Source organism: Paenibacillus cymbidii, assembly GCF_004764705.1.
GTDB classification, from domain to species: domain Bacteria; phylum Bacillota; class Bacilli; order Paenibacillales; family NBRC-103111; genus Paenibacillus_AN; species Paenibacillus_AN cymbidii.
In genome coordinates this window covers 128078-150474 of record NZ_SHLX01000020.1, presented here as the reverse complement: position 1 = coordinate 150474, position 22397 = coordinate 128078, and the positions used below count along the sequence as shown (strand labels likewise).

Below are 22397 nucleotides of genomic sequence, written 5' to 3'. Positions count from 1 at the left end.
CAGTCCGGATTGACGACAGCCGCAAGCTCAGTCCGGCGATCGTTAAGACGGTCGAGATCAGCCACGCCGAATATACGCGGCTTGAGACTCCCCGAGCCGGCAAAGAAGGTTAATTTTTTTGCAAAATCGATGACCAAAGGTCACTGGGCATACGGACCAGCATCTTTTATAGTTTAAGAGATATGGAATGTTGCAGATTTTCAGTTGACAAGGAGTTGGCGAATATTTTGTTGAAGAAAATCAAGTGGACCAAATGGGCGGCGATCGTTTTATCAGGCGTGTTAATGGTATCCGGTCTGGTTGGATTGCCGGGGAGAGGGGCGGCAAATTCCGCTTCGTCCCATTCGGGCAAGTGGGAGAGTTTGGGAGATCCCTTTAACGGCTATGACCCCTATACCCCCTCTGTCGTCTTCGATAGCTCAGGTACTCCTTATGTCGGTTTCCTCAACCCGGAGGCGACAGTCAAAAAATTTAATGGCATCAGTTGGGTAACCGTTGGAAATGCCAATTTTCCGGGGAAAACAATTTCGGTAATCAAACTGGCCATGGGCACGGACGATTCGTTGTACGCCCTTACCGGCGACCCCGACAGCGTGAATAAACTGACGCTCTGGAAGTATGCGGGAACCGGCTGGAGCGTGCTCGGGCCGGCCGATTTCACGCCTTCCATCCAGAACTCGAGCTCATTCGGTTATTTGAAGGATCACGTTGCGTTTGCGCTGGCGAGCGACAATACGCCTTACGTGGCATTTCCCAATTCCGGGCAAAGATACAAGCTGACCGTAATGCGATTCAATTCGAGCGACACCCTGTGGGAAACGGTTGGCGGCGATGCCATATTGGAAGACAACAAGCAAACGGTAACGAATACTTCCATGGCCATTGGTGCCAACGACAACGTGTACGTAACGATAAAATACGGGAATGATATGAGCCGTTTGCGCTCCATTTTCCGTTTCGACGGGAAGAGCTGGTCCAACCTGGGGGACGACGTGCTGAACGGCATGCAATTCAATACCCGGTCCGCGGCGCCGATTGCGATTTCCGCCGGTGATCAGCTTCCCTATATTTTCGTCTCGCCTCTCACAACCGAATCTCCGTACAGCATGTATGAGTCCAAAATGCTCGTCTACCGCGATTCGCAATGGGAACAAGTCGGCTCTGCGATCGACGGTACGGATTCGACGCTGTTCAATTTCGCCCTTGCCCCGGACACGACGGCGTATGCGACAACGATGGATTCGGAAACGAACGTGACATCGGTTGTAAAATTGGCACCGGCGGAAGGTTCCGAATGGGAGACGATTCTGACGGAAACCGATTCTTTTTTGCGAATTGTAGCGTTAGCCGTATCGCCCGAAGGCAACCCGTATATCGTCGTGACGAGTTCAAGAGGTGTCGAGGTAAAATATTATGCCATCGTTGACGCCGCGCCATCCGCCGATAATGTGAGCATTTCGGGCAAAATGATGGCCGGTCAAACGTTGAAGGGCACCTATTCCTATTCCGATGCCGAGGGCGCCAAGGAAGGCGCGTCCCTGTTCAGTTGGGAAGTGGCTGATGACGCCAACGGCACGAACGGAACGGCGATTGTAGGTGCAAATTTGGATCAGTATGAGTTGCAATCGTCGCAGAAGGGCAAATACGTTCGATTCGTCGTAACGCCTGTGGCGATGGCAGGCACAGCAACCGGAGCGCCTGCAGCCAGCGATTGGAAGGCAGTATCCAGCTTGAACCTGGGCGACGCCAACGGCGACGGGATCATTACGCCAGCGGATGCTCTTCTTGCGATTAAATATACGCAAAGCAAAATCCAATTGACCCCCGAGCAAATCTATGCGCTGGACGTGGATAATAGCGGCACGGTAGACGAACAAGATGCGCAGCTCATTTTGCGTTTATTCGTGGGCGTCAACTAACTGCCGCCTGTCGACGAGACTCCGGAGACGGATTTCGCAAGGAAAATTAGCGGTAAACTTGTTGACAGCAGCGTCTCCGATCTTCTGAAATTGTGCCGCTAAACCGTCTGCTGCTGCAGCAGATAATGGTAAACTCCCTGCCGCAATACGAGCTGCTCGTGCGTGCCGCGCTCGATTACCGCTCCTTGATCGAGCACGACGATCAAGTCGGCGTGGCGGATCGTGCTGAGCCGGTGGGCGATGATCAGCGTCGTCCTGCCTTGCAGCATTTCGCCCATGTTTGTCTGAATAATTCGCTCGGACTCCGAATCGAGAGCGCTCGTCGCTTCGTCGAACAGTAGAATACGCGGGTTGCCCACAAGCGCGCGGGCGATGACGATGCGCTGGCGTTGGCCCCCGGACAGCCGGATGCCGCCTTCGCCGATCATCGTATCGTAGCCGAGCGGCAGCGCCTCGATAAATTCGTGGGCGCCAGCCAGACGGGCTGCCCGTTTCACGTCATCCATGCCGACATGGTCGCCGGTCAATGCGATATTGTCGCGCACGGTTCCGCGGAACAGCATCGTTTCCTGCTGGACAACGCCGATCTGCGTACGAATGGAAGCGGCATGCACGTCGCGAAGCGCGTATCCGTCGACGTAAATGGCGCCGCTTGTCGGCTCAAGAAGCTTGAGCAGCAAGCCCGCGATGGTCGATTTGCCCGAGCCGCTGCGTCCGACTAGCGCTACCGTTTGTCCCGGCATAAGCTCCAGATCAAGATGCTGCAAAATCATGTTCCCGCCGCGATAATATTGAAACGATACGTTGTTGAAGCGTATATGCCCTTGTATGGCGGGGAGCAACCGCATCTTGTCCGGCTGCGGATGCTCCGGCGTCGATTCGTACACATCGTTCAGCCGTTCCATCGAAATGCGCGCCTCCGACAGCTCGCCGAAGCGAAGCGAAATCATTTCCAGCGCAAACATGAATGAAGTGAACAGCACGGTGAACGCAACAAGTTCGCCCATACTGAGCTGATGTTCCAATACCAGTCGCGAACCCCAAAAGAGCAGCGCAACCTGGCAGACGGATCGCAAGCCTGAAGAGGCGGCTTTGGCGACGGCCTCCAGCCGGTTGCCCGCGAGACGCAGCGCGAGCAATCGGCTCAGCTTGCTCATCAGCTTGCCGCGGACACTGCTTTCCATTGCTATTCCTTTAACCGTGGCGATGGCTTGCACCGCTTCCACGATTTGCGTCTGGGAATCGCTCTCGGCAATCAGCTGCTGGCGGAGATTGCGCCGCATTCGCGGCAACAAGTACGCGTATAGACCGATGTATAGAGGCAAAGGAGCAAAGGCAACTGTCGCCAACCCGGTGTGGTAATACGCCATTAATGCCCCGTAAACGAGCATCGTTAACAGATCGAGCATCATTTCGATCGCATGATCGGTCAATAACCGGCGCAGTTTCTCGTTCTCGTAAACGCGCGTCAAAATGTCGCCGGACGTTCGCTTCATAAAATACGAGTAGGGAAGGCGAAGCAGGTGGCGATAAAAGCTGTCCAGCATCGTGCGGTCGACCGCATGGGCAAGCCGGCCGATCAACGTTTGACGCAAAGCGATGCTTGCGGTATTGAAGCAGATCAGCGCAAGCATGGCCGCGACGATCGTGTGGAGCAAAGGCCAATTGGCCGCTTGCAGGACACGGTCGAAAATTTGCTGCGTCATGACCGGAAACAGCAAATAGATCATTTCCGTTAACACGGATAAGCCGAATACGGAGAGGAGCAGTTTTTTGGATGTGCGCAAATAACCGATATACCGTTTCCACAGCACTTCTTCGTCATCGAGCGGCTGCAGCTCTCCGGATGGATGAAGGGAGATTACGTAACCCGTCCAATGCTTGGCAAAAGAGTCCAGCGGTATCGTGTCTACGTACCCGAAGGCAGGGTCGGCGACAACAAGCCCGGTTTTACCCACTTCATACACGACAATGTAGTGATTGCCGTTCCAATGCGCAATGAAAGGCGCGGTCAGTTCATGCAGCAGGCTGCTCGATGTCTGCAAGCCTTGGGCTGCGAATCCAAGCGATTCGAGCGTTTCGATCAATCCGAGCAGCGAAGTTCCTTCCGCGCCGACGTTGCAGCGTTCGCGCATCCGGTTCACGCTGGCATTCATGCCGTAATAGCGGGCGATCATTGTCAAGCAGGTCGGACCACAATCCATCTCGCTCTGCTGGAGCAGCGCCGGAAATCGGCGCCGCCTTTTCCACAAATTTGTCTTCGGCCCGGACCATTCCCTTGTACCATCTGTTGCGAGGGCAGCTGCCGGTTCCGACTCCTCCGGAGCCGATATCATCGCCATCGGCTCGTTCGAGTAATAGTTGGCAATGCTGCGGATAGAGTCGAGAATGACCGGATAGCGCCGGATCAGCTCGTCGAAATCCGACTTCGCGAGCCGATACGCCGTCACCGTATCGGCGGCGCGAATCGTTGCACGACGCGGTTCCCCCGTCAGCAGCGCCAGTTCGCCGAAAAAATCGCCCGCATACAGCCGGTTGACGATTTCGGACGCGGACCCTTTCTCCACTAGCGCCGAGCCGGATTTGACGATATAAAAGGCGTCGCCGGCTTCGTTCTCGCGAACGAGCTCGGAGCCCGGTTCGTAGGTGCGAATTTCCAGCCGGTCGAGCAGCGATCGAAGCGCCGCATGATCGAGATGGGCGAGCACCGTGTTGCTCTTGAGAAACGTGCGGATAATATCCGATGCGATGAATTGGTTGAAATAGGTGGCGATATCCGGATTGCCTGCCACCATCTCCTGAAATTGGCGGCGTCCGAGACGGAGCACCTCGAGTGTAGTGGAGGCACGGATCGTAACGGGCGGCGCTTCTTCTGCGTCCAGCAAGCTGCTTTCGCCGAAATGGTCCCCGGGCTGCAGCAGTCCCAGATTCGTTTCTTTGCCGGCGGCGTTCAATCCGATTTTCCTCGCTTTGCCGGCTACGATAATGTAGAAGGCATCCGACAACCGGTCGCGCTGGACAACGGTTTGACCCATCGCGAACGTCTCCGGTTGAAATTGAGCGGCCAATAACTGTTTTTCTTCCGCACTGAATACCTGGAACAGCGGAAATTGCTGGAACAACGACAGGCGGTCTGCGTTCACAAGCTTCATCCTCCGCTAAGTAAGCTCCAAAACTTATCGTGAATATCCAACGAACGCCGGTAGGCTTCCAATTCCTGTTGAAAAAGCTGCTTGCGAATGGCGTCTCGCACTTCATCTTCCAGCTTCGCCGGATAAAGTCCTTCGACCCTTATCAGACTGAACGCGCGCTTACGATCGAACGGACCCAACAACGTCCCGACGGGTGCGTTGAATACGGCCGCAGCTGTTTCCGGTTCAAGATCGGCCCGGCCGAACAAACCGGCGTAACCTCCGGAACGGGCCGTCGCCGCCTCCTTGGAAAACTCGCGGGCAAGCGCATGAAAATCGGCGCCTTCTTCCACCCGGAATAGCAGCTCCTGGGCCGCGCCATGATCGTCCACGACGATGATCGATATTTCGGCGCGATCGAACTCGTAGGCAACATCCAGAAAATGCCGGTTAACCTGATCGTCGGTTATGATGTACCGGCCCACAATATCCCTTAGCACTTGCGGCTTTATGACATCAACAAGGTCATCTACGTTCATGCCGCGATCGGCCAGCCACCCGTTCGTTTGTGATGCCGACAACAATCCGTTCGCGCGACGGAACCGGGTGACAGCGGCCTGCAAGAGGGAAGCGTCGGCGGCAAGACCAAGCGATTCGGCCCAGCAGACCAGAGTCAAATCTTCCTTGCACCGTTCGATAGCCGCCCATGCCGGGTCGATGCTCAGCCGCTGCAGCAGTTGTTTGAGCGTTAATGTTCGCTCCTTTATTCGCAGCACAATGGTGGGAGTCACGGTTCCATTCCTCGCGTTTTTAATTTGCTCACGGTAAATATTGTAGCAGCGGCGCGGGTTTTGCGCGATGGATTTATTTTTGCGTACTTAAACGAAACTTAATCTTCTTGTGCTAAGCTGTTCGCATTCCAAGCAGGGAGGGTTCCGAGATGGCCGATAAGGAAGAGAAGAAGCAACAAGCGGACAAGTCAGTCGAAATTGCCGACTTGTCGCAGGAAGTGAGCGCGGAGCAATTGAAGGAAGTCAAGGGCGGAGACTTGCATGTGGGCACCAAGCCGATTATCAAAAAAGTGACGATTCGGCCGTAATATCGCCGCGTTAACGAAGAAGCCCCGAGCGGTTAAGCTCGGGGCTTCTTCGTTATCGGTTTCCGCCGAACTTGTACCCGAAGCCGCGAACCGTCACGATATAACGGGGCTTCGTTGGCTCGATCTCGATTTTCTTGCGTAGCTGATGGATATGGACCATTACGGTTCGTTCGTCGCTGTCGCCGTTCAAGCTCCATATGCGTTCGTACAGTTGGGAAACGCTGAATACTTGCTTCGGATGATCGAGCAGGAGAAGCAGCAGCTGCAGCTCTTTGGCCGGCAAGGCGACCGGCTTTCGGTCCACCAGCACCTCAAGCCGCTTCTTCCGAACCGTCAGCCACCCGTCCTCCCAGCTGTCAGCGCTGCCATCGCCGTGTTCCAGTCCGCCCGATGCGCGATGGCGGCGAAGCGCCGCTTGAACTCGCGCGACCAGCACTTCCGGCTCGAACGGCTTCGTTATGTAATCGTCTCCGCCGATTTGCAGACCGGCTACGATGTCCTGCGGCGTCTTTTTGCTGGTGAGGAAGAGGATCGGGATCGTCGTACGGCTGCGGAGGTGCCTTACAAGCTCCATGCCGTCCATGCCGGGCAGCATAATGTCGGAAATTAGCAGGTCGTAAGCTCCTTTCTGAAACAAGGCAATTCCTTGCTCCGCATGCCAGGCAATATCGACGCGATACCCTTCTTTCCGCAAGTAAATGGCTACCAGTTCGCCGATGTCGGCATCGTCTTCAATGAGCAGTATGGACGTGTTCATGTTCATCTCCTTTGGCAAGCTCTCCGACAGCGGCGGGGAGCAAGACGGTAAATTCGCTTCCTTCTCCCAATCGGCTGCTTACGCTTAGCTCGCCATGATGGCGCGCCACGATTTCGCTGCAGATCGCGAGCCCCAACCCGCTGCCCGACCGGGACTGATCGGTACCTTGTATACGGTAGCGGCGTTTAAAAATGTGAGGCAGTTCGGCTTCCGGAATTCCGATGCCGGAGTCGGCTACATAAATCGCCGCTTGCCCGCGATTCGCCTGCGGTTCGGGCCGGAATTGCATTCCGATGCGTATGCTGCCGCCAACCGGAGAATATTTGACCGCATTGGCAACCAGGTTGTCCATGACGCGCTCGAACCGAAGCCTGTCGATGACAACGAGCAGCTCCTTCCCGGGAGGAAGCGGGATCGCAGGTTCCACCCAGTGAAGCGCAATTCCGGATGCCGCTGCTTCAGTTGCATACCGAAAGCTCAATTGGCGAACGAACGGGACAAGCGGCGTTGCGACGAACTGAAATTGTACCTCGCCTGTCTTCAATTGGCTAAGCTCGACGACGTTGTCGATCAGCTTCTCCAGCATCAGACTGCGTTCGTAGATGCGGCTGGCATAGAGCGGCGCCTCCTCTTCCGCAATGACCGCCGTATGGATTGCTTTGGAGAAGCCTTTGATCGCTGTAATCGGGGTTGACAAGTCGTGGTACACTTCCGCCAACAGCGCACTGCGGACGTTTTCGATCCGGATGAGCTCGCGATTGCCCTGTTCCAGCCGGTCGTTTAGTTGCTGCAGGGAGGAGGTGCGTTCTTTAATCGTCTCTTCTTGCGAAGCGATCACCTGTTGCAATTGCGACGTCAACGATTCCGACTCGGTCATTGCCTTGGTGAACGCCGACGATAAATTCATCAGCTGTGTCAGCAGAAAAAACAACAGTCCGAACGAAACAAGCCCGCCGAAAGGCAGGAAGCCGGTATAATACAGGACTTCGTGAATAACGGCGAGGAAGAAGCCGCTAAAGCCGATCATATTGATTCGCGACCCCATTCTTCGACGCAGCGCCGCGCGGACATATATGTACATGACATATACAAAAACAGGAAGCAGCAGCACGATAATGTACGGCACCATCAGCTTCGTATATACGATGGCGGGCGTTGCCAGCACAAGAATGGCAAATGCGGACAGAGCAACGGCGAAGATCGGAAACAATCGTCTTATCGCATCCCGCGGATACTGTTTATTCACGAAGGCGGCCAAGCTGATAATCGTGACGATTTCCGATAAGTACTCCAGCTTCACCCCCCATTCCCAGGACAGCTCCGGAAAGAGGACGTATACGTACGATTCGCCCAATAACGAGGATCGGATGCAGATGGCCAAACAAATCAGCCCGAACCACAGGGCCGCGCGTTCTTGTTTACGGAACAAATAGAGGAAAACGGAGAACACCGTCATAAGCAGCAAGCAGCCGGTGATGAACGTCCACACCATGACGCGGTTTCGATGCTGCGCGGAGATGTCCCCGGCATCCCCGAGCTCGATCTGCTCCCATATTCCTCCGGTACGCTGGACATCGTTCGACACCTGGATCACGATTTCGTTATCGCCGGAACTCGGCAGGAAGAAGACCACCTGCGGGTAGCTTCTTGGCACCATCCGGGTCCGATCGTTGCCTACGGTTCCGTTGCCTTTCATCGGTTCGCCATTAATCCAGATCTTATAGGCGGAAGCGATGTTGTTGATATACAAGCCTAGCGGCCCAGCGGCCGCTGCGCCGGATAACGGAAACGCCAGGCGATAGGTGGCAAAGCCTTCATTGGATAAAGGTTGACCGTTTATTCGGTATGACTTCCATTGCGCCGGGAGGGTAACGATTACTGCCTTTTCGGATATGTGGCTATCCGCGAAGTCGGCAGGTTCGAGCAATTGCTTCCAATAAAATTCCCAAGGCCCGTCCAACGTTATGATGCCGTCTTCCAGCGGATGCCACTGCGACAAGTCCATTCGTTCGTCAGGCGCGCTAATGACATGCGTCGCCCCCCAAGATGACGGTGCAGCAAAACACCAGATGAATAACCCGATCAGTATTATTGCGGCGTACCTGATTGTGCCCACTCTCCACATCAAATCATCCAGTCTGCATGGAATTCCTGCTTGAATTCTCGAGGAGAATGACCTTTGAACACCAATTCCGGGTTCTTTACACTCACTTTCGTGCCATCCGGAACCGAGGTTGTAATAAAGGCATTGCTTCCAATAACGACGCCTTTGCCAATAACCGTCTCGCCGCCTAATATCGAAGCGCCGGAATAGACCGTTACTTCATCTTCCAGTGTAGGGTGGCGCTTTGAGCCGCGAAGTGCTTGTCCGCCCCGGGTGGATAAAGCGCCAAGGGTGACGCCTTGATAAATTTTCACATGATTGCCGATAACGGTAGTTTCACCGATCACGACGCCTGTGCCATGATCGATAAAGAAATAGCTGCCGATCGTCGCGCCGGGATGGATATCGATTCCCGTCTCATTGTGCGCGTATTCCGTCATGATTCTCGGGATGAGCGGCACGGACAGCTTGTACAATTCGTGTGCCAGCCGATAAATCGTAACGGTAAATATACCGGGAAAGCAGAAAATGATTTCGTTCGTATCTTGAGCGGAAGGATCGCCTTCGAAGGCGGCCTGCACATCGGTTGCCAACATCCGCTGAAGCTCCGGCAGTTTGCTTAAAAATGCGTAAATGATCTCCTCAGACGTTTTCTCTACAGCGACGTCTGCGGACTTTTCGTTAGCGGCTTGATACTTTAGGACGAAAATGATCTGTTCGAGGAGTTTATCGTGAACTTGAATAAGCAGATCGCCAATGTGGTAGTCGAGCGTAGCGGTTGTAAGGTTCTGTTTTCCGAAATAGCCCGGGAACAGAAGTTCTCTCAATAATTGGATGACTTCAATAATCGTATTTCTGCTCGGAAGAGCGGCTGCATCCAATGGAATTACATGAGACTGCTGTTGATAGCTGGAGCCGATCGCTGTGACAAGGCTGCCAAGCTGTTCATGAAAATATTTGCTCATTGTTTCATCTCCGATTCCCATGCTCGTACAAACAGGGAAGGCGAACACCGTACCTGCAATCCTCCCTGCAACGTCACTTCATTTTAACTCCAGTTGAAGTTGTTTTCAATTTCTAAAGGGCACCTGGGCCAGACCGGTAGCGAATCCTTATTTTTTCAGCGTTACGACCTGCTTCGACATTGAATGGACAACATTTAATCTATCGTCTCGTTTCTCATCGTTTGATCGCACGATCGTCGGATTGCATCATTGCCTTCAATTAAACGAAGGTTGTATGATAGATGGATATTAAGTTGCGTATCGTTGTTTCAGTTGAAATGTAACGCTTCAATTTTGGGTGAGAGAGGGAGAAGATGTGAAGCCGTTTAAGACACAGAAAGGATTTTATAAAATCTTGCTGATGTTCGTCGTCGCCATCAGTATCCCTGCCGTTTCGATCGGTTATTTGACGATCCGCAGCAGTACGACGCATATTATAAAACAAGTCGACTTGTCCAGCAATGTTCTTCTTGTGGAAAAGAAGCAGTATATCGAGCAGATGATGTCCGACGCTAGGGAGGCGGATTCTGGAATCGGAAAATGTTCTTGTCAATCGGTGTTGTAAGTAGTGCCCCTCGTTTTTCATTCTATTTTCGATGATGTACGACTGTCAGACGCCTCGTTTCCAACGCCGCTTTGTTGCAGAAACAAAAGCGTGTGTTAGATTGGCAGCCAGCAGTCCCGCGAGCAGGAACGATAAGCCGCCTACGACCAGATTGAACCAGACGGAAACTCCTGCCGCAACGATGGCGTTCAGTACCTGCTCGGCAGGCTTAGCAGGAGACGTCGGGGGATCGGTTAGCATGAAAAAAGCAAGAAACAATGCGGTGTTCAGGAAAGGGACACGGAACACGTCGCTCACCTCGGCCGTTCCGAACAAGGCAGCGGAAAGGAAGGTCGCAAAATAAACGGCCAAAAAGGTGAATATGTGTGGAAATTTATGCACTTTGTGAGCGATCCAATACCCTGCCATCAGAAGCAGAGACAGCCACCATACCGGCAAATCGGGCAGGCCGCCCCACCAATCCTGACCAGTCGAGAAAATCGTGAGAACAGCAAGCAGTCCGACCGCGGCCGGGTTGAAGATCGGTCGTTGCGCAAGAGCAAGCAGATGCTTGGAGGCAATCGCCAGCGCAACCGCGAGCACGACCACCGGCCAGGATGTAGTCGGGCTTAATACCATGCCGATTATCATACCGGTAAGCATGGCACCATCGGGTAAACTTATTTTGCGCTGCTGCAAGTGCATAACGGCGTAATCGAGAAGTGCCGCCGTCGCAGACGCGACGGCCATATTAAGTAACCCGCGGACGGGCCCCGCCGCGGCGGAAACGATAACCGCAAGTCCGGCCAACACGATCAGCATCGTTCCTTTCGGCGTGCCCCAATATCCCCGTTTTCGCTTGGCATGAGCCTCCGTTTTCCCTTGAATCCTTATCATAGAAACAAACGTATGAAAAAATCATGTAATTTCCGATAATAGAACTATTCCATCCTCGATTCTTTTCGCCTCACGCACCACCGCGGGATTTATTTATTTTCGTACTTCCGTTGTTTCCACGACGGTTTTCATTACTTTTTCATAATCGATTCTTTATAATGATCGACATCGAGCAGGAAAGGGGGCATCTATGCGAATTCTGTTGGTCGAGGACGATGCCAAACTCGGGTTTATGATTCAATACAAGCTGGATTCCTCCGGGCATCGGACAGATTGGGCGCAGCGTGCGGAGGAAGCTGAAGCTTACCTGGACGCGAACAGCTACGACTTGTACATCCTGGATTGGATGCTTCCCGGTACCAGCGGTTTTGAGCTGTGCAAGATATGGCGGGATCGTCAAGATACAACAGCGATCCTGATGCTTACCGCGCGCGATGCACTGGAGGATCGAGTGAATGGCTTGTTACAGGGGGCGGACGATTATTTGGTCAAACCGTTTGCATTCGAGGAACTGTTCGCCCGCATCGTGGCGCTTGGTCGCCGCAAGCAATCGAGCGGTTATACGGAAATGTATTCGCTCAACGGCCTCAACCTGAATCCGCTCACCCAGGAAGCGGCAAGAGACGGCGTGCCGATTCAACTAACAAAGCGAGAGTTGCAGTTGCTCTCCTACTTGATGCGGCATCCGGGCGAAGTGCTGTCGCGGGAGCGCCTCCTGAATTACGTGTGGGGCAGCGGCGCCGAGGTTACATTAAATGCGGTAGATGCCACAGTCAAGCTGCTGCGGAGGAAAATAGACGAACCTTTTGCATTTAAAATGCTGCAGAGCGTGCATGGCAGGGGCTACCGACTTGCCGTCAAAGGGGAGGACGGGCATGATTAAGCGGACTCGCCGCAGCCTGTTGCTTGTTTTCAGCAGCATTCTGGCCCTGATTCTCATCATTCTCGCGGCTTCCTTCTACTTCATGCTCGCAGGCGTTGTGAACCGGGATGAACATAACCGCATGGAGAAAACGGGGAAGAAGACGGCGGATGAGTGGGTAAGACATACGACCGGCAAAGGATATGGTGTCAAAGAGGAGTTTGATCGTTTACGGATCGGCGTCATGGAATGGGAGTTTCTGCAATACGATCAATTCGCCGTCGTGTTTGACACCGCGGGGAGTATGATTTCTTCCTCGTCGGATGATCGGAACCCGCTAATAGATGCGGAAATCCAAGAGCGGCTTGTCGGAAGAATGAGTGGCTCCGATTTTTTTCGTCTGGAAAAGACGGCGCCCGAGGGACGAAGTGTATACGCATTGTTCCGGATATCTCCGGGAGACGGCAAAGGAAGCGTTATCTTCATCGGCGAGGACATCAGCAACCAAATCCATTTGCTTCGTGAAATGAAATGGCTGATCGCCGGTCTTTCAGGAGTGCTTCTCCTTGTCGCATCCGGGATCGGTTACGTTTTCGCCGGAAGTGCGATGGTTCCGATCATGCGTTCCTTGAAGAGGCAGCAGGAATTTACTGCCGATGCCTCACATGAGCTGCGGACACCGCTAAGCGTGTTGCAATCGTCCGTAGAAATACTGGAGGAAGAGCAGAGCCGGCTGCCGGCCGTCCATCGTACCGTGCTTCACCACATGAAGGATGAGATTATTCGGATGATCCGTCTAACGGAACAACTGCTTACATTGGCACGCAGCGATTCCGGCGGCACACCACTTCTGCGAAGCGAGACGTTTGACTTGCGCGATACGCTGCAGGCGGTGACAACGAGAATGCAAACGACGATCGCCAAGGAGAAAGGAATCGATATCTCGCTCGACGATATGCTTCCGGAAGAAGACGTATCGTACGCGGGAGATCGTGATCAAATCAGCCAGGTGCTTTACATCCTGCTCGATAACGCGGTCAAATATTCGTTTCCGAACGGAACGGTCATGATCCAAGCGCGCAGAAACAATGGAGACGGGGTGGAGCTGATCGTGGCGGACCAGGGATGCGGCATCCCGGAAGAAAACTTGCCTTATCTATTCGAACGGTTCTTCCGGGTGGACAAGGCAAGGTCCAGAGAGTGGGGAGGAACGGGACTCGGCTTGTCGATCGCTGCCCAAATCATCCGCCTCCACGGCGGGCGTATCGAAGTAAAAAGCACCGTAAATCGAGGCTCGACATTTACCGTCCGGCTGCCATAGCGGCGACACCCGATTCGCCAACAAGGAGGAAACTACTATGTGGTCCGAAATCATCAACCATGTTCATCCGATTATCGTTCACTTTCCGATCGCCATCATCGTCATCGCGTTGTTCTACGATCTTGTGCTTGCATGGCGGAACCGCGTGCTGTCGCCTAAACAAGGTTTGTGGCTTTGGCTTGTCGCAGTCTTAGGCGCATGGCTTGCGGTCGCCACGGGACCGGAAGACGATGCAAGGGGCAATACGTCCTATCTGGAGCTTCATTCCAATTTGGCTAACTTGACTGCATGGGGCGTGTCGCTGCTCGCTGCATGGCGGTTGTGGCTGATACTGAGGGGCAACCGTCCATTGGCCAAGATTATGTTGATCGGCTACCTGTTCCTGTCCATCATTTCGTGCGGGCTCGTTCTTGGGACCGGTTACTACGGAGGCAAAATGGTCTATACAGACGGCGTCGGCGTTCAGATGAATGGAACAGATGTTAATCCCCCGAAAACGCGGCTTCATCGGTGAATGCAATTTCCCAATAGGAAAGAAAACGTTTCTTCAGACCTGAAGAAACGTTTTCATATATCGTATCAGGTATCGATCAGCGATATTGTCTTCAACGATTTGCAACCGTTTGCCCAATGAGGAAATCATATTTGTCTGCATGTTTGAGTTCATCAAGAATAATGCCGAAAACCGTGTCTTTGTAGACCCCTGGAGGCAATCCGAACCACATCTTGCGATAGCGTTCAACGGCGGAAAGTTCGCCGAATAATGCGGTCTTCAATCCGTTCAGGTAAGAATCGGGTCTCGGCTCATTTTCCTCGCCACTACCTGTTCCCATTTGTTGACCTGTAAGTACTAGCAGCATTTCGCGGAACATCTTGTTGTGGCTTCGCTCGTCGTCCCGGATGGAAGTGATGATGTCGACCTGCTCCTTGCCCGGAGCGAGTCGGATGAGTTGGTCATAGAACAACTCATCTGATTTCTCCCCTTTAACCGCCTGTCTCATTAGTTCCAGCGCTTCTATGTAACTCGTGGCCCAGATGGGCTGGAAGGCCACGCGATACCAACCGTACCCCTGATAATTGTTCCAGTACATTGAATTGGCTTACCTCCCTACATAGTCAATGACTTATTACTTATTCTATGCGAGATGGTCTTAAACTTTCCGAAAGCTTAACAGCTGCAAGCTCGAAATCAACTTGGTAATTCGAACTGTACTCACTTCATTTCGATAACTCTCTTCAATACTGCTGCCGCAAATGTCCATGACATCTTTTTCATGTTCGTGCGACCACGCCGGCCTTTTTTCTTGCAAAGTTCGGGATGGCGATATGCCGAGTACATCAAGCTTTTTAGGCTGGAAAGGGAAGGTTCGGCCCACTTTTGACCCTTACCCGAAAATAAGGATCGAAATCGTCGCGCTATCGCGTACTTGCTATTCATGCTAATCTGCGGATAACGCAATCTGTATTTGACGAGAAAGGAGTTGCCGTCGTTTAAAAAATCCATATGACCGCCCCAACCCGTAGCAATAACGGGAACCCCGCTGGACAACGACTCCAAAAAAGGAAGTCCAACTCCCTCTCCTCTGGTCGGAAGAACGAATACATTGCCGAGGGTAAAAACGCCCTTTATCTGATTCTGATGCATATGTTTGGTTATGATAACAATCGGGGCTGTTTTTTTGCGTATCCCGAGCTTTTTCTTATAGGCCCCGATACGGCTTCGAATCCATTTTCCGGTTTCCTGCCGCGTATATCCATTTGTCTTAATGACGAGCAACACCCGGTCATCTGCTGAAAATTGCTCCCAGTAAGCCCTCAACAACGTTTCAGGATTTTTCCGATGTTGAAATCCAAAAATGGAGACGAAAACAAAGCGTCCCTTGGCAATTGGCAAGGGATATTTCTTATTACTGGGTTTAAACGTTTTGGTGTGGACTCCATGGGGGACGATGTAAATTGGGATCTTAACACCGCTTCGACGCAAAGCGGTTTTATTGTGTGTTGTTGGCACACAAACCGCATCAAATTTGTTGATCTTCTTGGGCCAATGGGAGGGAATCCGAGTCGTTTCCCAAATTGTATTAAGTATGATCCGGTCAAACTGTTTTCGTTCCTGTGCCATATTCCATCTTTGTGGTAATTGATGATAGATTAGCACCTTACGTCTATTCTTGCCGATTTTTCCTCTGGCCCTCGATTCGCCGCCTATTCTGACTTTTATGCCTTGTCTCTTTAGGGCAGATACGTATTCTCTACTCGCTTTCCCTAGTCCCGAGGCACGTTTTGCAGGCCCCCTCCAAATGACCAGAACGTCCGACATCGTTTCACACCTTCTCGAGTGGTATTTTCCTCATGGATGCGATTATTCTTCTTTCGCAGCTGCTGAATCTCAATATTGTATGTGGCAAACCAAAAGCCGCGAGGGCACTTTGATTATTGAGTTCGATCAAGTTATCTCCCCAGACGATCGAGTTGTAAGGTTTGGCCTCGGTGGGGGGAGGCCGTTTGATGTAAGGGTGATTGTGCAGCGGAAAAGAACGTCTAATGGGGTCATAACAGGGAAGTTAGCAAAACACTCAGGTCCGCGGCGGTGCTTGGCGAGTATTATGGGATTCGGAAGGTTGGAAAAATGGCACAGCCTAGGGAATGCGACCATCCTCGGAACGATCAACGATTTGGTTATTCTTTTTAATGGAAACCTGGAATTAAAAGCATCTGCAAAAATCAACGGTTTTGTTTTAGTGGTTGGAGGAACGTTAACGCAGGAGCCTGGGGCAGTTATAGCAGATAGTCAGTATTGTCGCTGGGCTGTGACAAAGGAAATACCGGTGCCGGTGACGAAATGTCTCCAAGGTACGAGTGGGAATCGGAAGAAAGAAAATATATGCCAGTGTGGCAATACCCGAAGGAAATGTGGTCGGATGCGCAACATCATTATTCCGATGAAAAGCACGGGGAACTAAGGGGGAAGATCCGATCGCACCTTCTTGAATTGGTTAAAAAGGCGTACACCGAGGCATGAGGTCGGTGATTACCTATTTTCAGGGTTTGAGTCAATTATAATTAATTTTTCCCTATATCGTGGACGATCTTAATGTTATGATTGTGTTGCAGTAAAAGTAAATCGTAATGAGGTGAGGACAATGAACACAAAAACAACATATAACTCTTATCCTCATATTGCTTTTTAGATATTTTTTACAAGTACATTTGGCTCTGAGGGTAGGATTCACTCTCCGGGCTTTTATATTTAGGCAGCTTTCTTGCCGGTCTATGACAGCCACTTGCGGAGTGGCTGTCATTTTTTTAGTTCAACAGGGGCCTCCTTCTTGAGATATCGTTTCCATTTCGGCACCGTTCCCATTATCTACTGTTTTCCCAAATATGAAAGGATGATGCTTTATCAAAAGACTCGCTCAATATTTTCGCGCATTACAATCCGGACAGTCATCTTACAGTATGATTTATGAACCTGACCCAATCTATTGGAATCATGATGTTGCCTATTACATTGATCGGACACATAAACTCACATTGGATAAACCATGCATCACCATAAAAATACCTTTTGACCGTCTTGGCTTGGATGAAAATAGAGATCCAATTGTTCTTTCCGATTTTGCATTAAGAGAATGGGCTGATCACATGGAGGCATTAAATGAATTGGTTTATAACCGGTCACGACCCGATAAGGAAAATGGCGCTTTTTATTGCTTTCGTCCAACCAATGTGGTGTTGCAACGTAATGCATCCTTTGTTGAAGCCATGCCGGAGCAACGGTATCTATGCATAATGATTACCGTTCAACTTCCTTTCCGGAATAATGATAAAGCGATGCGCATGCTCTGCAAAATGCTGCCAAAAGAAGTTGAGAAGTTTATTGCCAACTTTGATCTCATCAAATTAAATGCTGCCTTTGAGTTGGTAAAAAAACAAAATATGATTCGCGAATGGCTGAAATCCAGTGAAAATTGTGCGTTTATTGCGAATGGCAGCATTTTGCCAAGAAATAAAGATAACAGCGGCCCACTGGAGGGGGCATTGCCTTTTATATCCCCGGAGGATGTTGAAGTTGAAATTTGCGGTTTGCGAGGATTGGGAATAAAACATGGTGTGACGGTCATCACCGGCGGTGGTTATTCGGGTAAAAGCACATTGCTGGATGCACTAAATTCGGCGATTCACAATCACGTCATAGGCGACGGACGAGAATTTGTGATTACCGATCAAAGTGCAATGGAAATATCTGCAGAGGAAGGTCGTTCCATAAGAAATATCAATATTACGCCTTTCATAAAATGGATACCCAATCGTTCGGCTGAACAGTTTTCGACTGACTACGCCTCAGGTTCCACATCTCAAGCCGCAAATATTATGGAGGCCATCAACTTCGGGTGTAAGCTTCTTCTTATTGATGAAGACAGAAGTGCGACGAATTTTATGATTCAAGACATCAAAATGCGTTCATTAATCAAGCATGAACCCATTACGCCTTTTACGGAACGGGTCAGGGAGCTTTATGAGGCTGTCGGCGTGTCTTCCGTTCTTGTAATTGGAGGTAGCGGTGAATTTTTATCCGTTGCCGATCAAATTATCCTGATGGACAATTTTGTGCCAAAAAACGTAACGCAGGAAGCAAAAAAATTATGTGAACACGACAAACCACGCGAACGTATCCCCCATACAAAATGGGAGATAGAAAGAAAAATAACCACCGATCACTTTTCGAGCTATCCACAGGGCAGTGGTACGGAAAAGCTGATGGTTTCAACCATGGGATACTTAATGATAGGTGATGAACAAATTGATATCAGAGGGCTATACAATATCACATCACACGCCCAGCTTGCAGCTATTGCCTTTTTACTTCGAAAAATTGCTATAAGTAATCAGGATCGCCTCATCTTTCTTCATGAAAAAATTAAAAAAGGTCTCGAAGATATGGAGAGAGAAGGAGTGGATATTGTATTTTCTTCCTTTTTTCCTGGTTTCGAGAGATGGCTTGAATTACCAAGAATTAATGAAGTATTATCAGTCATAAACCGAATGAAACATTTGAATGGAGGTATTACATGAAACCTATGGTTTATGAATTTCAAGAGAAGAAAGTAATTGGAGTTGGAAACATAGGGAATCCCATAAACCCTGGGGATGTTGGGCCCATTTTATTTTCCAGAATTCAAGCCTGAAACTCTTGGAGTTATTAAGAGAAATGAACATGGGTATATAGCTGGGATAGAATGTCAGTATATTAGATCGACGTGGGCGTTAAGCTATCGGACAGAAATCCTCAGTACGCGAGAAATATTTAGAAGGACGTGAATTACTTGAATATTCATTATGTATCGGAAACTGAGTATCTAGTTAAAGATGTCTATGTAGATCAAATACATGAGCGTCCATATTGCATATTTGATTTAGAAGGAACGGGCATTCTTGTTGAGAAAGAGTACATTACCCAATTTGGCGCCATTATTTATCAGAACGGAAAAGTATTGAGAAAGTTCAGTTCCCTGGTAAAATCGCCGAAGTTAATTCCGGAAAGTGTTGAGCAATTAACGGGAATTTCGAACGAAAGATTAACCAATGCCCCTGCATTTGCGGATGCATACCGGAAGTTTCTAGATTTTTGCGGAACGGCAGTATTGGCTACGCAAGCCGGGTATGAATATGATCTTCCAATGCTTCAAAAACATTGTCAATGGAGTAATTTATCACTGTTTGAGAACCCTGTCATCGATACCAAGGCATTATTCGCCCAAATACATCCCGAACTTAATGATGTGTTTAGTACTGATTATCTTGTAAAGCATTACCAAATCGAAACAAATGATATTAAACGTCATGATGCATTAGGGGATTGCGTTTTAATAAGCAGGATTCTAGATCGAATATTGAAGGAATACAAACAAAGAAATATACCCGACTTTAATATCAAAGAAGGTATAACGGTTAAACGATTTGTTATTCCTGCTATGTACCTTAAGGAAGAATAACTTCTGAGTCGCAGATGGTTTAATAGCGATTACTGATCACAATGTGCTAGAAACGAATCATAAAAATAAAGATTATAAACCCGACCTTAAACACGCTTAAGGCGGGGGAATAGTAAAAAAGTTACTCTTTGGAGTCACTTGTGCTTTAATGAAGATAGATGATTTTGAAGGGCAGGTTGTTCCCCAATATGTCACATCCTTCAACAGAAAATTTGGCTGCCGAGATCGCGGCGCATCTCAAAGATCGGTTCGGCTTGCATGTCAGCTAAGCCTTGCCCATCGAGATGGGCTGGCTTAACGTAAAGTGGAAAATGGCAACGAATCAGGGGCCCGTGTTTGTGAAGTACTATCACCCGGAACGGTATAAGCTCCATTCTAGACCGGATCGAAGAACCGCGATTGAGAAGACGCTCCATCTGCAGCACGGATTGAACAAAGCGAGAATTCCTTGCCCGGGCGCGATGGATTTTCAACAATTCGAGTCTAGTAAAATCGGGTGGCTGCATTGGGATTTATGGGTGGACAATCTGCTAGTTCATGAGCGGGGCTTGGCCGGCATTGTCGACTTCGACCGGATGATGACGGCTTATCCGGAAATCGACGTGGCTCGTGCGATATTGTCAGGGGCATTGCAGGATGGCCAGTTGAGGATGGAGACTGTTCAAGCTTTTATGAGTGGTTACCGCGAGCACTCGGAAGCTCCGGAGGGCGTTCTCTCGCGGGCGATGTCAATGCTGTATTTGATTGAGTCCATCTGGTGGTATCGTACGGAGGTTCGTGCCGAGAGTGCGCTGAGGCCGTTGCTTGGGCGGTTTATAGAGGAGATGCACTGGCTTGAAGATCATTTCCCAACGGAACAATTGAAGGGGATTTCATGAGGCTTCAATTGGTGGAGCTTACGAAGATTTAATCATTCGAAAAAACGTTAGTTCAAACACCCGGCAAACACTAGCTCTCAACAACACGGTTCCTCTTAGCCGTGTTTTTTGCATTTATTCCTCTATAGCGAATAAGGAATAACATTTTACCCGGGTAATATTGTTTTTTTATTTTCATCCGGGTAAAATAGGTGAGACAAGCAGAGAGGAGGTCAACATGAGTAAAGCCTTAACGTGCTTTAACTGCACGGCATTTTTGGGTGTGAGAGTCGTTTCCAGTGGTTCGTTACAGCAAGTTGTCACTGCAGTGAAGGATAATCTGGATGACAAAGACCTTACACGGTTGCTTATATTTGACGATTCCACGGGGAAGCCGATAGATGTTGATTTTCGTGGGAAGACAGATGATGTGCTCAAACGATTGGGAGAACAGTTTGGTGTCTTATCCGGTTCGGAAGTGAATCACCAGCCTACTCAAAAGGTCGGTCGACCCAAGCTGGGGGTGGTTTCCGGTGAAGTTACGTTAATGCCACGGCATTGGGAATGGCTCAAGAGTCAACCTGGAGGGGCGTCGGTAACATTAAGAAAACTCATTGATGAGGCTCGCCATGCTGGAGAAAAACAGAGCAATATCCGAGATTCACAAGAAGCAACACATAACTTTATGACAGCTATGGCAGGAAACTTCCATCACTACGAGGAAGCTCTGCGGGCACTGTATGCTTGTGATTTGGATCGCTTTTACCACTTCATCGATGACTGGGCACCTGATATCAGAAATCATATCAAAAGATTAGCCGTTAGTGCATTCTCTGAAGAGAACTAATGAATGAAAGCATTTGCAGGAGTAAAGAATTAAAAAAGGAACTACGAAAGGAGCCGCTATGGCAGAGTTTGAATCTATTCCAGCGATCGAAGATTCACGCCTTCTGCCTATGGCAGAACTTGCGATACTGAATTAATTGAAGGAGAACATGATCATGAATATTCTGAAAGTCAACGGTGTTGATTTGGCCTATGACAGTTTCGGTAACGAAAATGACGAGTCTATTATCCTAATCGCGGGGCTTGGAACCCAGATGATTCGTTGGACGGTTCCGTTTTGTCGGATATTAGCAGCACGGGGCTATCGCGTAATCCGCTTTGACAATCGCGACGCAGGTTGTTCAACACACTTTAACCATTATCGGGCATTGGATTTTGACGCACTGGCGACTGCTCTCATGTCAGGACGGCGACCGGACATCCCTTACACTCTCGATGACATGTCCAATGACGCAATCGGACTGCTCGAAGCCCTTTCCATTGACCGAGCACATTTCGTTGGAAGGTCAATGGGCGGAATGATCGCCCAGATTGCAGCCAGTGAGCACCCTGAACGGGTTTTATCACTCACCTCCATTATGTCCAGTTCCGGTAATCCTACACTTCCGCAAGCTGCCCCGGACGTCATGGAGATGATGACTAAACCGGCACCGAACCCCTTTGAGGATGAAGCAGGATTTTTGGCGCACAGCCTCTCTTTTGCAAGACGCATCGCCAGTACTGGCTATCCGTTTGAAGAAGACGATTATCGGGCACTCATTCTGGAGGAAGTCCAGCGAGCCTATGATCCAGGCAGTGTCGGACGACAAATTGCTGCGATTGCTGTCTCCGGTGACCGTCGTCCGCGGCTGGCGACCATAAAAGCACCAGCACTTGTCATTCATGGGGTGGACGATCCCCTGTTCGTCCCGGCGTGTGGCGAGGACACGGCTTCTGTAATCCCGGGCGCAGAGCTAATGTTGGTCGAAGGCATGGGGCACGACCTGCCGCACCAACTATACAAAGTAACCGCTGATGGCATAGAGCGAACGGCTCGTCGCAATTGACACGCGCTTCCTGG

The 22397-nt window shown here is 50.4% G+C and carries 20 protein-coding genes; 12 read left to right on the top strand and 8 right to left on the bottom strand.

Features of this window, described 5'->3' with window-relative positions; all coding sequences use genetic code 11:
- The first annotated feature begins 227 nt into the window (after nt 1-227).
- The gene (locus EXY20_RS25035) at nt 228-1919 is read left to right on the top strand and encodes a dockerin type I domain-containing protein (RefSeq protein ID WP_135554860.1); all 1692 of its coding nucleotides are present in this window, start codon (nt 228-230) and stop codon (nt 1917-1919) included.
- A 98-nt stretch (nt 1920-2017) separates the two neighbouring features.
- On the opposite strand, the gene EXY20_RS25030 is transcribed toward EXY20_RS25035, so the two are convergent.
- Both EXY20_RS25030 and EXY20_RS25025 read right to left on the bottom strand, forming a co-directional pair.
- A complete protein-coding gene (locus tag EXY20_RS25030; RefSeq protein ID WP_167859506.1) occupies nt 2018-5062 on the bottom strand; it encodes a peptidase domain-containing ABC transporter in 3045 nt (1014 codons plus the stop codon).
- A gap of 5 nt (nt 5063-5067) precedes the next feature.
- Nucleotides 5068-5841 (bottom strand): peptidylprolyl isomerase, encoded by a 774-nt coding sequence (locus EXY20_RS25025; protein ID WP_135554858.1) that lies wholly within the window; start codon nt 5839-5841, stop codon nt 5068-5070.
- Between the two features lie 149 nt (nt 5842-5990).
- On the opposite strand from EXY20_RS25025, the gene EXY20_RS39165 reads away from it, so the two are divergent.
- Nucleotides 5991-6149 (top strand): hypothetical protein, encoded by a 159-nt coding sequence (locus EXY20_RS39165; protein WP_167859505.1) that lies wholly within the window; start codon nt 5991-5993, stop codon nt 6147-6149.
- Nucleotides 6150-6201: 52 nt separating this feature from the next.
- Here the strand turns inward: EXY20_RS39165 and EXY20_RS25020 are convergent, their stop codons facing one another.
- From EXY20_RS25020 to epsC, 3 genes are read right to left on the bottom strand one after another with little or no spacing between them, the layout of a single operon-like run.
- Complete coding sequence (locus EXY20_RS25020; protein WP_167859504.1) at nt 6202-6906, bottom strand: response regulator transcription factor; 705 nt, start codon at nt 6904-6906, stop codon at nt 6202-6204.
- Nucleotides 6881-9022, bottom strand: coding sequence for a sensor histidine kinase (locus tag EXY20_RS25015; protein ID WP_167859503.1), 2142 nt, complete (start codon nt 9020-9022; stop codon nt 6881-6883). Before EXY20_RS25015 ends, EXY20_RS25020 begins: the two co-directional genes overlap by 26 nt.
- Before the next feature lie 8 nt (nt 9023-9030).
- Nucleotides 9031-9975: a serine O-acetyltransferase EpsC gene (gene epsC, locus EXY20_RS25010; protein ID WP_135554855.1), complete on the bottom strand. Its 945-nt coding sequence runs from the start codon at nt 9973-9975 to the stop codon at nt 9031-9033.
- A 355-nt stretch (nt 9976-10330) separates the two neighbouring features.
- Here epsC and EXY20_RS25005 point away from each other — a divergent pair, with 355 nt between their 5' ends.
- Nucleotides 10331-10579 (top strand): hypothetical protein, encoded by a 249-nt coding sequence (locus EXY20_RS25005; RefSeq protein WP_135554854.1) that lies wholly within the window; start codon nt 10331-10333, stop codon nt 10577-10579.
- Between the two features lie 45 nt (nt 10580-10624).
- Here EXY20_RS25005 and EXY20_RS25000 read toward each other — a convergent pair whose 3' ends face one another.
- Nucleotides 10625-11380, bottom strand: coding sequence for an RnfABCDGE type electron transport complex subunit D (locus tag EXY20_RS25000; protein ID WP_167859502.1), 756 nt, complete (start codon nt 11378-11380; stop codon nt 10625-10627).
- A 265-nt stretch (nt 11381-11645) separates the two neighbouring features.
- On the opposite strand from EXY20_RS25000, the gene EXY20_RS24995 reads away from it, so the two are divergent.
- Genes EXY20_RS24995 through EXY20_RS24985 form a run of 3 tightly spaced genes read left to right on the top strand, consistent with a single transcriptional unit; the run spans nt 11646 to nt 14152 of the window.
- Nucleotides 11646-12338: a response regulator transcription factor gene (locus EXY20_RS24995; RefSeq protein ID WP_135554852.1), complete on the top strand. Its 693-nt coding sequence runs from the start codon at nt 11646-11648 to the stop codon at nt 12336-12338.
- Nucleotides 12331-13638: a sensor histidine kinase gene (locus EXY20_RS24990; protein ID WP_167859501.1), complete on the top strand. Its 1308-nt coding sequence runs from the start codon at nt 12331-12333 to the stop codon at nt 13636-13638. The genes EXY20_RS24995 and EXY20_RS24990 overlap by 8 nt, the downstream gene beginning before the upstream one ends.
- Nucleotides 13639-13675: 37 nt before the next feature.
- On the top strand, nt 13676-14152 hold the full coding sequence (locus EXY20_RS24985) for a DUF2231 domain-containing protein (protein WP_135554850.1): 477 nt from the start codon (nt 13676-13678) through the stop codon (nt 14150-14152).
- Between the two features lie 91 nt (nt 14153-14243).
- Here the strand turns inward: EXY20_RS24985 and EXY20_RS24980 are convergent, their stop codons facing one another.
- Nucleotides 14244-14729, bottom strand: coding sequence for a ferritin-like domain-containing protein (locus tag EXY20_RS24980; RefSeq protein ID WP_135554849.1), 486 nt, complete (start codon nt 14727-14729; stop codon nt 14244-14246).
- 122 nt (nt 14730-14851) lie between these two features.
- Nucleotides 14852-15958: a glycosyltransferase family 4 protein gene (locus EXY20_RS24975; RefSeq protein ID WP_135554848.1), complete on the bottom strand. Its 1107-nt coding sequence runs from the start codon at nt 15956-15958 to the stop codon at nt 14852-14854.
- Nucleotides 15959-16259: 301 nt separating this feature from the next.
- Here EXY20_RS24975 and EXY20_RS24970 point away from each other — a divergent pair, with 301 nt between their 5' ends.
- From EXY20_RS24970 to EXY20_RS24945, 6 genes are all read left to right on the top strand, one after another.
- Complete coding sequence (locus EXY20_RS24970) at nt 16260-16601, top strand: hypothetical protein (RefSeq protein ID WP_135554847.1); 342 nt, start codon at nt 16260-16262, stop codon at nt 16599-16601.
- A 496-nt stretch (nt 16602-17097) separates the two neighbouring features.
- Nucleotides 17098-18714, top strand: a complete 1617-nt coding sequence (locus EXY20_RS24965; protein ID WP_135554846.1) for a P-loop domain-containing protein — start codon at nt 17098-17100, stop codon at nt 18712-18714.
- Between the two features lie 251 nt (nt 18715-18965).
- Complete coding sequence (locus EXY20_RS24960; RefSeq protein WP_167859500.1) at nt 18966-19634, top strand: 3'-5' exonuclease; 669 nt, start codon at nt 18966-18968, stop codon at nt 19632-19634.
- A 338-nt stretch (nt 19635-19972) separates the two neighbouring features.
- Entirely contained in the window at nt 19973-20512 is a 540-nt protein-coding gene (locus tag EXY20_RS24955) for a phosphotransferase (RefSeq protein ID WP_167859499.1), read from the top strand.
- Nucleotides 20513-20729: 217 nt separating this feature from the next.
- Entirely contained in the window at nt 20730-21338 is a 609-nt protein-coding gene (locus tag EXY20_RS24950; protein WP_135554843.1) for a DUF2239 family protein, read from the top strand.
- A gap of 154 nt (nt 21339-21492) precedes the next feature.
- Nucleotides 21493-22383: an alpha/beta fold hydrolase gene (locus tag EXY20_RS24945; protein ID WP_135554842.1), complete on the top strand. Its 891-nt coding sequence runs from the start codon at nt 21493-21495 to the stop codon at nt 22381-22383.
- The last annotated feature ends 14 nt before the right edge of the window (nt 22384-22397 follow it).

What these genes read in the sequence shown, in the direction of transcription:
- EXY20_RS24990 (WP_167859501.1), top strand. Translation starts at nt 12,331, where the DNA reads ATGATTAAGCGGACTCGCCGCAGCCTGTTGCTTGTTTTCAGCAGCATT.
- EXY20_RS25020 (WP_167859504.1), bottom strand. Translation starts at nt 6,906, where the DNA reads ATGAACACGTCCATACTGCTCATTGAAGACGATGCCGACATCGGCGAA.
- EXY20_RS24980 (WP_135554849.1), bottom strand. Translation starts at nt 14,729, where the DNA reads ATGTACTGGAACAATTATCAGGGGTACGGTTGGTATCGCGTGGCCTTC.
- EXY20_RS39165 (WP_167859505.1), top strand. Translation starts at nt 5,991, where the DNA reads ATGGCCGATAAGGAAGAGAAGAAGCAACAAGCGGACAAGTCAGTCGAA.
- EXY20_RS24950 (WP_135554843.1), top strand. Translation starts at nt 20,730, where the DNA reads ATGAGTAAAGCCTTAACGTGCTTTAACTGCACGGCATTTTTGGGTGTG.
- EXY20_RS24945 (WP_135554842.1), top strand. Translation starts at nt 21,493, where the DNA reads ATGAATATTCTGAAAGTCAACGGTGTTGATTTGGCCTATGACAGTTTC.
- EXY20_RS24975 (WP_135554848.1), bottom strand. Translation starts at nt 15,958, where the DNA reads ATGTCGGACGTTCTGGTCATTTGGAGGGGGCCTGCAAAACGTGCCTCG.
- epsC (WP_135554855.1), bottom strand. Translation starts at nt 9,975, where the DNA reads ATGAGCAAATATTTTCATGAACAGCTTGGCAGCCTTGTCACAGCGATC.
- EXY20_RS24985 (WP_135554850.1), top strand. Translation starts at nt 13,676, where the DNA reads ATGTGGTCCGAAATCATCAACCATGTTCATCCGATTATCGTTCACTTT.
- EXY20_RS25000 (WP_167859502.1), bottom strand. Translation starts at nt 11,380, where the DNA reads ATGCTGATCGTGTTGGCCGGACTTGCGGTTATCGTTTCCGCCGCGGCG.
- EXY20_RS24965 (WP_135554846.1), top strand. Translation starts at nt 17,098, where the DNA reads ATGATTTATGAACCTGACCCAATCTATTGGAATCATGATGTTGCCTAT.
- EXY20_RS24995 (WP_135554852.1), top strand. Translation starts at nt 11,646, where the DNA reads ATGCGAATTCTGTTGGTCGAGGACGATGCCAAACTCGGGTTTATGATT.